General features: G+C 40.3%; 14 protein-coding genes. 2 read left to right on the top strand and 12 right to left on the bottom strand.

Annotated elements, in window-relative coordinates; translation table 11 throughout:
* Nucleotides 1-334: 334 nt before the first annotated feature.
* Nucleotides 335-2,281 (top strand): SLC13 family permease, encoded by a 1,947-nt coding sequence (locus tag DQW11_RS03305; RefSeq protein WP_198669835.1) that lies wholly within the window; start codon nucleotides 335-337, stop codon nucleotides 2,279-2,281.
* Here DQW11_RS03305 and DQW11_RS03300 read toward each other — a convergent pair.
* The 10 genes from DQW11_RS03300 to DQW11_RS03255 all read right to left on the bottom strand — a co-directional run bounded on the left by DQW11_RS03300 (nucleotide 2,278) and on the right by DQW11_RS03255 (nucleotide 12,304).
* A complete protein-coding gene (locus DQW11_RS03300; RefSeq protein WP_113922566.1) occupies nucleotides 2,278-2,961 on the bottom strand; it encodes a hypothetical protein in 684 nt (227 codons plus the stop codon). The two genes, DQW11_RS03305 and DQW11_RS03300, sit on opposite strands and share 4 nt — an antisense overlap.
* 24 nt (nucleotides 2,962-2,985) lie before the next feature.
* Nucleotides 2,986-3,534 carry a DUF5655 domain-containing protein gene (locus DQW11_RS03295; protein ID WP_113922565.1) on the bottom strand — a complete coding sequence of 183 codons (549 nt, stop codon included), beginning with the start codon at nucleotides 3,532-3,534 and terminating at the stop codon, nucleotides 2,986-2,988.
* An 18-nt stretch (nucleotides 3,535-3,552) separates the two neighbouring features.
* Entirely contained in the window at nucleotides 3,553-4,029 is a 477-nt protein-coding gene (locus tag DQW11_RS03290) for a DUF4199 domain-containing protein (protein ID WP_113922564.1), read from the bottom strand.
* A 131-nt stretch (nucleotides 4,030-4,160) separates the two neighbouring features.
* Nucleotides 4,161-4,562 carry a DUF6855 family protein gene (locus DQW11_RS03285; protein ID WP_113922563.1) on the bottom strand — a complete coding sequence of 134 codons (402 nt, stop codon included), beginning with the start codon at nucleotides 4,560-4,562 and terminating at the stop codon, nucleotides 4,161-4,163.
* Between the two features lie 108 nt (nucleotides 4,563-4,670).
* A complete protein-coding gene (locus DQW11_RS03280) occupies nucleotides 4,671-5,669 on the bottom strand; it encodes an MBL fold metallo-hydrolase (RefSeq protein WP_232826662.1) in 999 nt (332 codons plus the stop codon).
* A gap of 114 nt (nucleotides 5,670-5,783) precedes the next feature.
* Entirely contained in the window at nucleotides 5,784-6,017 is a 234-nt protein-coding gene (locus DQW11_RS03275; RefSeq protein WP_113922561.1) for an acyl carrier protein, read from the bottom strand.
* 153 nt (nucleotides 6,018-6,170) lie between these two features.
* Nucleotides 6,171-9,212, bottom strand: coding sequence for an efflux RND transporter permease subunit (locus DQW11_RS03270; RefSeq protein WP_113922560.1), 3,042 nt, complete (start codon nucleotides 9,210-9,212; stop codon nucleotides 6,171-6,173).
* Between the two features lies 1 nt (nucleotide 9,213).
* Nucleotides 9,214-10,269: an efflux RND transporter periplasmic adaptor subunit gene (locus DQW11_RS03265; protein ID WP_113922559.1), complete on the bottom strand. Its 1,056-nt coding sequence runs from the start codon at nucleotides 10,267-10,269 to the stop codon at nucleotides 9,214-9,216.
* A gap of 7 nt (nucleotides 10,270-10,276) precedes the next feature.
* Nucleotides 10,277-11,632 (bottom strand): TolC family protein, encoded by a 1,356-nt coding sequence (locus DQW11_RS03260; RefSeq protein WP_113922558.1) that lies wholly within the window; start codon nucleotides 11,630-11,632, stop codon nucleotides 10,277-10,279.
* A gap of 54 nt (nucleotides 11,633-11,686) precedes the next feature.
* Nucleotides 11,687-12,304 carry a TetR/AcrR family transcriptional regulator gene (locus DQW11_RS03255; protein WP_113922557.1) on the bottom strand — a complete coding sequence of 206 codons (618 nt, stop codon included), beginning with the start codon at nucleotides 12,302-12,304 and terminating at the stop codon, nucleotides 11,687-11,689.
* A gap of 318 nt (nucleotides 12,305-12,622) precedes the next feature.
* Between DQW11_RS03255 and DQW11_RS03250 the strand changes: the two genes are divergently transcribed.
* Complete coding sequence (locus tag DQW11_RS03250) at nucleotides 12,623-13,744, top strand: Gfo/Idh/MocA family protein (protein WP_113922556.1); 1,122 nt, start codon at nucleotides 12,623-12,625, stop codon at nucleotides 13,742-13,744.
* A gap of 62 nt (nucleotides 13,745-13,806) precedes the next feature.
* Here the strand turns inward: DQW11_RS03250 and DQW11_RS03245 are convergent, their stop codons facing one another.
* A complete protein-coding gene (locus DQW11_RS03245) occupies nucleotides 13,807-14,208 on the bottom strand; it encodes a type II toxin-antitoxin system VapC family toxin (protein ID WP_113922555.1) in 402 nt (133 codons plus the stop codon).
* The gene (locus tag DQW11_RS03240; RefSeq protein WP_113922554.1) at nucleotides 14,190-14,435 is read right to left on the bottom strand and encodes a hypothetical protein; all 246 of its coding nucleotides are present in this window, start codon (nucleotides 14,433-14,435) and stop codon (nucleotides 14,190-14,192) included. Before DQW11_RS03240 ends, DQW11_RS03245 begins: the two co-directional genes overlap by 19 nt.
* Nucleotides 14,436-14,499: the final 64 nt, after the last annotated feature.

Raw genomic sequence — 14,499 nt, 5'->3', positions numbered from 1 at the left:
TTAAATTTTGGAAGATTTCAATTTAAGTATTTCTATTTCAGATACTTTGAGTTAAATAATAAATTGCCTTAGTTTTATTAAGCAATTATTTCTTGTTAGACTTTTGACTGCAAAGATCAATAGGCTGATTGTGAATCAAATGATTTTTGATTTTAGGCATTGGCTCTTTTTTTATATAAATACATCAAGTTAGAGGTCAAAAAGTATAATTATTCGAAGAATTTGATATAATTAAATAGCCTTTAAGAAATTTGGGAGAGAGAATAGGGTGAATTTTTTTAAATAACACCATACCTTTGGCTATTAAAATCTTTCTTCCAGAATTTTTTGTGCCATGATGATTTTTGTTTCCCCGAATTTATTTTTTGATCTGCTGTTAGGAATCCAACTTATTTTTCTCGGACAAGTGGAGTTATTCGTTTTGAGCAGTGATATTTCAGACTCCGATTTTGATTTCAGGTTGTTATGGGTATTGGGATTATTGGCCGCAGCTATAGTGATGTTTGTGAAGAACAAGCCTAGAATGGATGCAGTGGGAGTGGTTATGATTGCCGCTTTACCCTTTACCGGAATAATTTCTGTGGAGGAAACATTGATAGGGTTTAGTGACCCAAATATTGTGCTCATTGCGGTACTTTTTGTGATGGGAGAAGGATTGGTACGGACCGGGGTGGCGAGAAATGTAGGAGATTGGATAAATGAAAAAGCGGGGGGAAATGAAACCAAGCTTCTTGTTTTGTTGATGCTGTCAGTGGCAGGATTGGGTTCGGTGATGAGTTCTACGGCCATTGTTGCCATATTTATTCCGGTGGTTTTTAGGATCTGCAGTAATACCGGCATACCTCCCAGTCATCTGATGATGCCGATGAGTTTTGCTGCACTGATCAGCGGGATGCTTACATTGATATCCACAGCTCCCAACTTGGTAGTGAATTCGGAACTTATCCGGCAAGGAGAAAAGGGACTTGGTTTTTTTACAATCACTCCCTTTGGGCTTGCCATTTTGTCTTTGGGTGTGATTTATATGCTATTTGCCAGAAAATGGCTTCCCAGTAATTCAGACAAGTCGGTGAGGAAGAAAAGAAAGCCGACTTTTAAGGATTGGATTAAAAAATATGAACTTACGGGCAGAGAGTATCGGGTAAAAATTTTGCAGGATTCCAGCTTACTTGGTCTAAAGATCAACGAGCTGGATCTCAAATATGATGGTTTAAAATTATTGGCAGTAGAAAGGAAAGACGGCAATAAACAGGTTTTTATAAGGCCTTCCAAAATCATGGATTTTCAGGTGGATGACATTTTGTTTTTGGATGTCCGGGAACATGAAATTGATCTCAAAAGTCTATCTGAAAAATACGGTGTCGAAAAAATCAGTCTTTCCGGGGGCAAAGGCTACCTTACCTCACTTTCCCAAGAATTAGGAATGGTAGAGGCCATCATTCCTGCTGAATCAGGTTTGGTTGGAAGAACAATAAAAGACGCCAGGCTGAGGTCTGAATCCGGGCTTACGGTTATCGGGCTTTGGAGAGGAAACAAGGTTATTTTGGAAGATTTTTTAAATAAGCAATTCAAAGTCGGAGATACAATTTTGATAGCAGGTTTTTGGGAAGATATCAAAAGAATGGGTAAGGTTACCGATGAATTGGTCTTATTGAACCTTCCAGTAGAATTCGAGGAAGTCTTGCCTGCCGCTGACAAAGCAAGACAAGCCATTGTGATTTTAGGTTTGGTCGTGTTGACGATGGTTACAGGGGTTTTGCCCAATGTCCATGCTGTAATCCTGGGTTGCCTTGCCATGGGATTTTTCAGGATTATTGATATGAACAGTGCCTACAATTCCATTTCTTGGAAAAGCCTTGTTTTGATCGTGGGAATGATGCCATTTTCGATTGCGCTTCAACGTACCGGAGGTGTTGAATTGGCCGCTGATGGCCTGATTAACTTGGTCGGGGAGAGTGCTCCATGGGTAGCTGTTGCTTCCCTGTTTTTCATTACAGCTGTGTTGGGTTTATTCATATCCAATACCGCCACCGCTGTCCTTATGGCACCTATTGCGATTGCCATGGCCTATGATTTGGAACTTTCCCCTTATCCCTTTGCGATGGCGGTTATTTTGGCTGCTTCTTCTGCTTTTATGACGCCCGTATCCTCTCCGGTCAATACATTAGTCGTAGGCCCGGGGAATTATAAGTTTGGTGATTTCGTCAAAATCGGCGTCCCATTCACTATCATCGTGATGATTATTGCTGTTTTTCTTATCCCATTAATTTTACCTTTTTAGTCGTTAAAAATAAAGAAACCCAATCCACCCGGATCTCTGATGATGATATTGTCAACGATACCTTCTTTGTTAAAATAGGTGATTTCTTCTGCCATTTGAATTTCTAAAGATCGGATTTTGGCAATGACCTCTAGGTTGTTTTTGCCATTGAAAAAGGTAAGGGAGGGGTTGAAAAATAAATGCGGACATGAATTGGGCTTCATGATTGAAATTGAAAAGCCATTAGCAGTCAAGGCGAAAAAGCCACTGTCTATGGAACCGAAAGCAAGTTGAAATCCCAGGATTTGGTAGATTTCAAAGGACTTTTTTGCATCGGTGGATTCTAGGCTGATTCCCATATAATTGCCCAAAGTACTGAAAGAAAGTTCTTCTTCCTTTAGATCAAAACCAGGTTTTCCATCCACCAAATAAATCCATACTCCGCTTGGATCTGCTAGGAGGTGGCCATCTTTTGTGGGATGGATCTCTGCTATTGCTTTCAATTTGGAGATTTCAACAGACCAAGAGTCCTTAAAGAATCTCAAACCTGCCCTTGCATACCTATTTGGATTGATTTCAATGTTGGCTTTTCCATCTGAGAAAATGATAGGGTTTTCTGAAATCTGTTTGAATCCAAGTTTGGAATAAAAATCTATACTTGCATCTAAATATGGGGTAGGAGTTTGGATCAATGCTTGCATTTAAATAATGATTTTTTTAAAAATTCAACCTGCGTTTTGATATGCTTTGTGAATCCAATCCATGACTTCCTGGTCGATATCCCCGATGGCCGTCAAATTGATTTTGTGGGTACACATGGCATTGCCGCTTGGCAGCAACTTTCCGCTTGGTTCTTGTCCTTTGAGGTTGATGCCGATTTCAAAACGGGTTTTTGTAACCGGGGAAAGCAATGCGAATTGTTTTTTTCTTCTCAAGCTGACGTTGGCCATTTTTGGTGCTATTTCGATGTCATTTCCGAATTTTGAGATATCGGCAATCAATTGGTCATAAATGGGTCTAAAGTGCTCTTTCCCTTTGTATTGGCTGTCGATCAGTTCATCTTTATTTTCAAAAGAACCCGCATCAGTAGCAAGGGTTTTCAGTGCAATGAAATTGGCGAAGCCATGGGTAAGCCCTTTTTCTTCCTTCAGGAATTTCATGATCTGACCATGTTTTTCAAATTTCAAAACTTTCACTGCTTCAGTCCACTCCGATAGACTTTTTCCTGTGTTTTTCAACAAGTTGTCCTGCATGGTTTGTTCTGCTTTGTCCATGATTTTTGGTTTTATGTTTTAATTTTTCCTGGTGAAAATTGCTACCAAAGCTGTCGTAATCAGACCCATGAATGGTGCTCCGATCAAACCCTGAATGATATAATTTTCAAGGTTAAAATAATCCTCAGCGGCTTCCGGTGTGATTTTTCCTATCGAAACACCATAGGCAATGGCGTTTTCAAAGTAATCCGGGGTTATAATAGTTGAGGTGATATACTGTGTCAAAGGGCTCAGAACGGTCACGAATAAAGTGATTATCAAACCACAAATAAATCCTTGTAAGTAGGTCATTTTGCCATGGTAAAAGCTTTTTCTCTTGTCCAATAATGCAAAAACGTAGACGGAAATGGCCGGTATCGCAATGAAATTGGTGTATACTGCGTGTTTGTCAATATGGGTATCATGTAGCCCGACGGATCTTTCAAGTACCATCCACAGCAATGTCATCAAGGCAAATATTATTGCCCATTTGATTTCAATTTTGATGTTTTTCATAATTTTTTGAGGCAGAGTATTGGATCAATGTTCGGTTTTAAAACACTTCCTTCAAAAATTTACAATATTTAATTTTGCAATAAAAAATATAAGGCAGATTATTTTGTTAAAAAATGAAGAACTCCTTAAAATTATTTGGCTTTCATTTTATTTCCTTTTGGTTCGTGGGTAACTTCGGCCAAGCCGAGTTCTTCCATCAATGGTGGAACATACATCCCAAACCTTCCCCTGAGTCCTTTTTTTAATCCATACCAACCGCCAATCGGATTGGATTCAGATCGGCCCCAGGCTTCAACAGTTCCCTCTTTTGCAGGTTTTTGCTCATCCGCACTTCCCAGTTCCATCCAGTCGCCATGGTTTTTCAACATTTGATGAAGGTCATTCAAGCATCGGTAATCATAAAGCAGGATTGTTTTTCCCACGACACAAACAATAACTTCTTTGCCCTCTTTGGTATCCCTGTACATCTCGTAGTCTGAGGTTAGTGGCGGGGTTTTCAATTTCCAAGGATTCTCTTTTGTTCCTTCTTTCATGGTTTTTTGGCTAGATGAAAAATTCAATCCTTTAATTTAAAGGATTAACCATAGGAATTCCACGGTTTTGATTGCTTTTTTTTAAAATCCTATTTGGAATCCTGCTTGTTAAAAAATCAGGAGATTCTTTCCTATCACCGGTTCTACCAAATTTCCCTTTATGATTCCTTTGTTTTCAACCAAGATATCCCAAGGTTCCATCCGCGGTTCGTCCGAAAGGTTAAAAGTTCCGAAATGCATTGGGATAAAATATTTTCCTTCCAAAGTATTGAATGCATCAATGGCATCCTTGGGACTGATGTGGGCTTGGTGCATAAACCATTCAGGTTTGTAGGCGCCAACTCCCATCAGGCAATAATCCGGTGTTCCGAGTGTGTTTTTGATGTCTGCGAAATGTTCACCTTTTCCGCTGTCTCCCATGAAATAGATGGATTGATCACCATTTTGAATGAAAAAACCACCCCAAAGGCTTTTATTATCATCAGTTAGCCAACGTTTTGACCAATGTCTGCTTGGAACATAGGTGATGGTAATTCCACTATCCAAAAGCGAATATTGCTGATACCAACCTGCTTCTTGGATGGTATGTCCATTTGTCCACTTCTTGATGACACTTTCCAATCCCAACCCGGTTAGGATTTTCATATTGGGATGGGCTTTGGATAGGTATTTCAGTGAATTCTCATCGCAATGGTCCCTGTGGTTGTGGGACAAAAGGAGGAAGTCCAGTTTAGGCATTTTTTCCAGAGGAAAAGGCAATGGACTTTCTCTTTTCAGAAATGTATTGTCTATCAGCAGCGGATCAGTCAAGAATACTGTTCCTTGGATCCTCATGAGATAAGTGGCATGCCCGAGCCATATCAGGTAATCATCCTGTCCATGAAAAACCGTAGAATCGAAATCAACAGTAAGATATCTCGTTTCAGATTTCTTTTCCTCTGCCTGTGGGTTTTTGCTGGTTTGCCATTTGATCAAATCCCCAAAACTTGACTCGAAAGGGTGGTACAAGTTGACGAATCTGCCTTTTTCATCCACAGGATTGCCTTTCCAATTTTCATTGGGAAGGATGGTAGTAAGTTGTGGATTGGAAGTGAACTTTGATTTCATGGGATCAACCTTTTCATTTTGGAATAAAATGAAAAGAAGGGGTACTAACAAAACAAGGAAATAGGGTTTCTTTCTCATTTTTACCTAATCCTAACCACCATTCAGAAAGAAAGTTTATGCAGCCAGTAATTCCTGAAGAAGTTCTGAAGGGGTTTCCAGTAAGGCGATTTTTTCTTCTTCAAGAATTTTGTTGAGCTCAAGTTCAAGTTCAAAGATAAGACCATCCACATACACTTTGTCCATGTGAAGTTCTTTGTAAAAATTGGCGGATTTTTGCTTTCCTGATAAAGGAATGCCATAGCTACGGAATACGCCGATTGCTTTTTTCATATTTGTAATTCTGTTCATAACAAGTAGTAGGTTTAAATAATAATTGGTTTAATTTTTTAAATTTTAATCAATTGAAAGTCTCCTAAATTGTTCAAGGTTTTGAATGTGAATACTATTTGATTCATCGAACCTTAATCCCTCTTTACTGAAAACTTTTCACTGAAATACTGCTTACTGAATCCTAGGCGGCAATAACTTATAAACGACCGGAGTGACGATTCTTGACAGGATGGTCGAGCTGATCAAACCTCCGATCAACACAATCGCAAGGGGTGATATCAATGGGTTTGTTGACCAAGCGATTGGCATCAGGCCTCCGATGGCTGTCAGCGTAGTCAATACAATGGGTAAGAACCTGATTTCTCCTGCTTCCCTTATGGCTGCGTCGAGTGGCTTTCCTTCAGCCCTGAGTTGGTTGGTGAAGTCCACGAGCAAGATTGAATTTTTAACTTCGATTCCGGCCAAAGCGATCAACCCAATAATAGCAACGAAGGACAACGAGTTACCTGTAATCCATAAAGCTGCCAAGGCACCTACCATTCCCAATGGAATCACGGATAATACGATGATTGTACTCTTAAAGGTTTTAAATAACAAAATTAAAACAGCTATAAAGAGGAAAACGGTTACGATTATGACGGTTTGAAATCCACCAAAGGATTCTTCCCGAGTCTCTGCCTCACCGGCCATCTTGAAATCATATCCCTCAGGCAATGCGAGGTTTTCAACTTTCGAGCCAACTTCATTGATAATCCTGTCTGCCAAAAATCCCTCCTGTACAAAAGCCGTGACCGATACTGTTCGCGTTTTGTTGAAGTGGTCTATATATAAGGGCGAACTTTCCAATTCCAAATCCGCGATCTGCTCAATGGGAATGGCTGCGCCTTGATTGTTGTTTACAAAAAGTTTGTTAAAACTTATTAAAGAGGCTCTTTCCTCTTTGGGACTTGTGACGATAATCTCTTTTTGCTCTCCATTGGCATCCGAATATGAACCCATTTTCAATCCTGCAACTGCCAGTCTCACTGTCCTGTCTACCTCGAGGATATTGATGCCCAATGACCTGGATTTCTCCTTGTGAATGGCGACTTTGATGTCAGTTTTTAGGTTGCTGACGGGATTGTTGGTATAAATCGTTCCGGGCGTTTCCTTTATCAATTTTTCAACTTTGGCAGCAATGGACCTTAGACTGTCCAGGTTTTCTCCGGATAGCCTTACCTCAACAGGTGCGGTAACAGGAGGACCCTGTTCAAAATTTTTAACTTCGATTTTTGCTCCGACAAAATTTTGGAAGTGGTTTCTAAGTTCCTCTGTGATTCGGATTTTTTCTTTTGCTGAAGAGTTTGGATCTAGCTGGACAAAAATCTGTGCAAAATCCGTCCTTTCATTTTCAGGGATGACATTGTAATAAATCCGTGGGTTTCCTTTGCCCACATTGGTAGAAAAAAACTGAATCTCAGGTATCCCTCTCAAAACAGCTTCCACTTTTTTGGTGACAGCGTCAGTTTCTCCAATGTTGGTTTGGATTGGAGTGATGATGTTGACAAGGAATTGAGGTTTTTCTGATGGAGGAAAAAGGCTGAAGCCAATGACGGGAAACAATGCCATGGAGGAACCGAATACTACTAGGGCGATGACCAAGGTTTGCACCGGTTTTCTCAGTGATCTTTCCAATAACGGTGCATAACTGACAGAAATGGCTTTTTGTAATGACCTCAAGGATAAATTTCCTTGGTGTCCTTCAACATGTTCTTTCAATAACCTGCTTGACAGAAAAGGAATGATAGTCAGAGAGACAAGCATGGATGCCAGAACGCTCGTGATGACAGCCATAGGAAGACTTCTGATAAAATCCCCCGATCCTTCCGGAAGGAATACCAATGGCATAAATGCGATAATCAGAGTTACAGTACAGCCGACGACTGAAAGACCGATTTGTTTGGTACCCAATAATGTTGCCTCCATTCTCGAATGCCCTTCTCTGATCCATCTTTCGATATTCTCTACCACCACAATGCTGTCATCCACCAATAATCCTAGCGCTACTACAAGTCCCACAATACTCAGCTGGTTGAGACTGTAACCAAGCGCATTGAGCATCACCAATCCAATGGCAAGTGAAAGCGGAATTGAAATCATGACTATGGCAGCAGCCCGGCTTCCCAATGGAAGTAAGGTAATGGAAACCAAAAGGATGGCAATCACAAAATCGAAGCCCAGTCCCCCCAATCTTTGATTCACAAATTCTGCTTGGTCAAAGGCCAAAACCATGTCAATATTTGCAGGTAATTCTGTCTTGAATTTTTCCAAAATCGGTAAATATTGTTCCTGAACCTTGGAAATATTGCCGCCTTCTTTCAAAGCAGCAGTTACGAAAACCGTCCTGTACCCGTTTAGTCTGGTGATGTGTTTGTTTTCTTCGTAGTCATAATGGACATTGGCGATATCTTTCAGGGCAATACTTTTTCCCTGAAAGGAAAATACCTGGGTATTGGCGATTTCTTCCAGGTCCATATAATCACCGGAAGTTTTTACATTGAATGCTTTGTTGCCGGCTTCTACAGTTCCTCCGGGAATATTGCTGATTTCACTCTGGATACTTCCCAAAACGGCTTGCAAAGGGATATGCATTCCGGACATTTTATCCAAATGAAGATCCACACGCACGATCTCTTGGGGAAGTCCAAAAATCTCTACTTCTTTCAGGGCATTGACTTTTTCAAGTTCTTCCTGAAGTCTTTCGGCATATTTTTTAAGGTTTTCGCGTGAACTGTTTTCACTTACGAGGCCTATCTGGAGGATGTTGACTCCTGAAGGTGTGACTTTATTGATGTCAATACTGTAGATGTCCTCAGGCAATTCGTCTCGCATGCTGTTGATTTCGCGGACGAGTTCCTGGTACTTGTCATTGACATTGGATTCATACTTATATTCCACATTCAGGACCGCCACTCCGTCCGAAATTTTGGTTTTGATCCGCTTGATGTCTTCCAGAGCATAAATTCTTTTTTCTAGAGGATCTACTACCAACTCCTCCATGTCCGCAGGACTTGTGCCTGGATAGACGATGACTACCGGAAATTGGGGAGCATTGGTAGCCGGATCTTCACTTCGAGGCATGTTCAGAAAAGTGGTCAATCCCAAGACGATGGTCATCAGAAAAATCACCAAAGTGAACTGGTAGTTTTTTACAGCAAAATTTGAAATTCTCATGTCAGTTCTGGATTGAAATGGGAGATTGGTCTGTCAAGTAAGCGCTTCCGGATACGATCAGCTTGGAATATCCTTCCAATCCTTCCGTTACCTGAACTTTGTCAGGATAGATTTTTCCTATTTTGATGGAGACCTTTTGGGCGGTTGCACCATCCTTTGTTACAAAAACAAATCCCTGTCCGGCATTTGCATCCAAAATGGCTTCGTAGGGTATAAACCATGTTTTCTGTGCCGACGAAGCAAGGATTTTTGCAGAGCCAAACATTCCTGAAGCGAGATTATCCGGTGTTTTTTCTGTGAATTCCACTTCTACTTGGTAGGTTCCGGTCATCGGGTCAGCGACTTTTGATTTTCTTTTGATTTTTGCCTCAAAAGTTTTCTCTGGTTCAACAGGCGTGATGATAGCCACTTTGTCGCCCTCTTTTACCAAAGCCCATTCCCTGTCACTGAGGTATACTTTCAGTTTCCAACTGCCCTGCCCGGAACCGTTGGTCTGAAACACCGGAGATCCTGGAGCAATCTGTTGTCCTGCATTGATGAATTTTTTCAAAACATTACCGTCTCTCACTGCTCTGATCTGGGAATAGTCTTTGTTGAATTTGGCGGCTTCAAGACTCTGGGCCGAGATGTCCAAAGCTGTTTTACTGTTTTGGGCCTGCTCGACCGTGGCTACCGAATCCGCCAAAAGTCTTTGGACCCTATCATAATCTCTTTTGGCTTTTTCATAACCCAATTGGGCCTGATTCACTGAGGTGTTGATTTCGGTCAGATCCAAAGTGGCCAAGAGTTGTCCTTTTTTGATAAAATCACCTTCGGAAACCAAAACCTGCGCCACAATGCCGCCTGTTTTGAAAGAAAGTATGGTCTCATCATCAGTTGTAAATTGGCCTGTGGCTTCAATATCCTGATTTCCGTCAGACTGGAGTATTTCCTGGACTTTGACAGGGATCTGACCTTTTGGGATTTCGGTATTCATGGAATTTCCCTTAGTGCCGCAGCTTTGGAGGAAGGTGATCCCAAGGACGGGGAGGAGTAGGTAGAAGAATGTGGATTTCATGGTAGTATCAGTTCAATGTTTGTAGTTCTCTTTCTAAATCTGCCACAGCTGCCAATAGGCCATAATTGGATATGGTCAGCTTCAATTCTGACATCGTGTACTGGTTGCGTGCATCAATGAATTCGATGAGCGAGTTGGTACCTTCTTTGTACCCCCGGTCTATCAGCCTCAAGTAAGCCGAAGCGGACCTAAGGTTATGTTCTGCGGAGTATTTTGCGGCTTTTGCAGCCTTGATGTTGTTTTTTGCAGCCCTGATGGCCATTTCAATGGAATCATCCAAAAGTTCAGTCTGGTAGGAGAGGGAATTGATTTCGTTTTTGGTTCGGGTGATTGCATTTTTGTTTCTACCTCCCTGGAATATCGGAAAGGACATATTGACCCCAAGCATAAAATACCTGCTTTGGTCACTGACATCAAATTCAAAGCCCTGCATCCCAAAGTCTGCAAAGGTGTTGATCCTTGGAACCGCATATTTTTGGTTCATTTTCAATGCAGTTTCCTGGATATTTTTGGCAGTGTTGATTTTGTGTATTTCTGCACGGTCTGAAAAATCTTCCTCCTGCATCAGTTGTTCTATTTCCCCATCAAGAATGGCCTGGTTTTCAAAAATCACTTCACTTTCAATGGGTCTATTGATGAGGAAATTGACATAATAGGCCGCATTTTTCATCCTGTTTTCGGCTTCAATCAGTTGGGAATTGATGTTTTCGACCTCACTTTCCGCCCTCAAAACCTGGGCAGGTAGACCTTTTCCATTGGCAAGGAGTGATTTGTTGTCTTTGAGATTTTGTTCTACCAGGATTTTTGATTCATCTAGAATCTGTTTTGCTGTAAAAGCAAGACAAAATTTGTAATAAGCCTGTTTGATGTTCCGGCTAAGTTCAGCCTTGTAAATCTCTATTTCATACTCCTCCAATTTTACGCCTTGATCACGAATCTGCTTGTTGTATTGCAGGTCCGGATTGAGGATAGGGTAAGAGACCCTCATTCTTGCGTCATAGAAGTTGTTGGCAAGAAACTGTTCTTCTACATTTTCAATCTGTGGAAACGTCTGTCTGTCCATCAGGGTATTGAGGGAAGAATAAACACCATTCAAAAGATCTCCAATAGGCAATACGATAGCCCGTCCACCATCTGCCAAAGTATAAGTGGCACCAAAATCAACCGAGGGTAGAAAAAAACTTTTGGCATCCCTCAAAGCCAAAATGCTCTGATCCAAGGATATATTTTTTTCCTTCAAGACCAAATTGTTTTTCATCCCTTCTTCAAGGTAACCGGTAAGTACTGATTGGGACTGGGCTTCCCCCAAGACTCCAAAGAAAAGGAGTAACCCGATAAAGAATTTTTTGTGGCAATTTTCCATTTTTATTTTGATGTTAATATTATGAACACTGTTTAATGATAAGATAAAAAAATATCAGGCCCTGTCTAAAATCAATAAAAAAGAATGATAACTGTTTTCAATGATCTGATCCACCGCAGCAACATCAAGTACATTGACCCTTTTTCTGATTTTTAAGGAAACCATACCATGCACTGTTGACCAGATCAAAAATGACAATGGTTCAAGATGATGTCCCTCAAAATGACCTTTCTGCATACATTCGTGAACCGTGGATCTCAACAAATTGAATGTGGAGTCTCCCTCAATCCAACACAAATCGTCCCTGTTTTCGACGTGGTCTATCGGGGCTTCAATGATGAACATCAGGTCATACATGTCTGTATTTTCCAATGCAAATTGGATATATATCTTCCCCATTGCTTTTAATCGGCTCATCGGGTCCTCTACTGCGCCAAGGATTTCCATTCTTTTCCGCAGTTCTTGGAAACCTTCCTGATGCAAGGAATGGAAGATTTCATTTTTGTCCTGAAAATAATGATAGATAATACCGGGGCTGTATTCAATTTCATCAGCGATATTGCGGATAGAAGTTTTTTCAAATCCCCTTTCAATAAAGAGCCTCTTTGCTGCTTTGAGGATTTGCTCCTTGAGCTCTTCTTTCTCGCGTATTTTTCTTTCGGCTATGCCCATGATGAAATTATCTACATACAAATGTAATTGAACAGTGTTTAATAATCCAAATTTATTTGAAAAAAATTGAGGTTAATTGGAAATGTAATTCTCAATCATTGACTATCCCTGCTATTTTTTTGGAGGGGTAACACCATGTTTGCCCAAATTTGATGGATTTGACCTTTTCCTTTTAAAATACCTTGTGATTTTCAATTTACTGTTTTTTACTCTAAATTGAAATTGATAGAAAAGGTATAGTCAGTGGTTTTTACTGAAGTATATTAATTTTCCGATGATTCCTCATTCGTACTCACAAACCAAAAAACTTAAATAACCATGAAATCAAGAAGAGACTTTTTACAAAAATTGACCGTAGGCGCGGGGATGTTGCCTCTCGCTTTTAGTTTCACACCCAAATTTGAACCACAAAATTTCTTGGACGAGGTACAAGATGGACCTGTACTCAAAGTGGCGATAATGGGACTTGGAAGCTACGGTAACCGTGTTGCCGAAGCGATGAAGGACTGCAAGCGCGCCAAAATCACAGGAGTCATCAGCGGGACACCTTCCAAAATAAAGGAGTGGCAATCCAAGTACAACATTCCTGACAAGAATTGTTACAATTACGAAAACTTCGATGCGATCAAGAATAACCCCGACATTGATGCCGTTTATATCATTACTCCAAATGGCCTCCATCATGGACAGTGCCTTCGTGTAGCTGCGGCAGGCAAGCATGTTATCTGTGAAAAACCCATGGCCATCAATGCCAAAGATGGTCAGGAAATGGTCGATGCCTGCAAGAAAGCAGGGGTAAAACTTTTGATTGGTTATAGGATGCATTTTGAAGCCAACACGCTTGAAGTTGTCAAGTTGCGGGGTGAAGGTGAGTTTGGTACCATCAAATTTTTTCAGGGATTGAGTGGATTCAAAATAGGTGACCCGACACAATGGAGGCTTAACAAAGCTTTAGCAGGAGGCGGTGCTATGATGGATATCGGTATTTATGCTATCAATGGTTCTAGGTATATGATTGGGGAGGAACCTGTCTGGGTAACAGCCCAAGAAGAGAAAACAGATCCGGTCAAATTTAAGGAAGGGGTAGATGAGACAATTACTTTTCAAATGGGTTTCCCAAGCGGAGCATTGGCCTCCTGCCTGTCCACTTATGCAGTAAGCTATCTGGATAAATTCTTCCTAGTGGGAGAAAAAGGATTTGCCGAAATGCAGCCCTCCACCGGATATGGACCTATCAAAAGCTGGACCAACAAGGGTCGCCTTGATTTGCCCCATGTCACCCATCAAACCACACAGATGGATCAGATGGCTATGATTATTTTCGATGGAAAGAAACCGATTATACCTGTAGATGGCGAGGAAGGAGTCAAAGACATGAAGATTATTGATGCGATCTTTGAAGCAGCCAAGACAGGTAAAAAGGTGGCTTTGAAGCTTTGAGAAAAAATTAGAATGAATAAAAAAAAGCACCCTAATCTTGAAATTGGGGTGCTTTTTTTATGTTAAAAATTCTTTAGACTAAGTCCTTGAATAAATCTAAAATCTTTGGAATTGTAGGTAAATAATTCTAAACCTGATTCAATGGCTGTTGCAGCAATAAAACAATCGGGAATCTTTAATCCATGACTTAAACGATATTTTTCAAACAATTCTAGGGCTGTTCTTGAAATTGCTTCGTTAATCAAAATTAAACCAAAGCTGTTAAGATTCTTCAATACTTTACTTTCCATTTCCTTATTCAAAGTTCCTGCCACCAATTCCATTTTAGATATTATTGATATTGCGATAAAATCTAATTCCACTTGGTTTTCTAAAATTGATTTTGTGGAAGAATGTCTGGGTTTATTTGCATCAAAAAAATCAATCAAAACGTCAGAATCGCAAATCACAAATTCCTTTGCCATACATTCTCTCGGAGTTTGACTGGATCTAAATCTAATTTTGAGAAAACCTCTACCATTTCTTGAAAATCAAGTTTTCCTTTACCCTCTATGATTTCAACGTTGTTACTGTTTTCAGAAGATTTTATTTGAGACTCTGAAAAATCATAGGATATCCCAAGTGTATCTAACATTTTAAGCAAAACCTCAAGACTTTTTTGGTCTTTATATTTTATTCTTAATTCTTTCATATTTCTTAAGATTTACCATCAATTTAAGATAATTATTTCAATTCCTGAAAAACACCTTTATGTT

This window comes from Cognataquiflexum aquatile, assembly GCF_003316845.1.
Lineage (GTDB): Bacteria > Bacteroidota > Bacteroidia > Cytophagales > Cyclobacteriaceae > Cognataquiflexum > Cognataquiflexum aquatile.
This window is presented reverse-complemented; position numbering and strand designations above follow the sequence as displayed.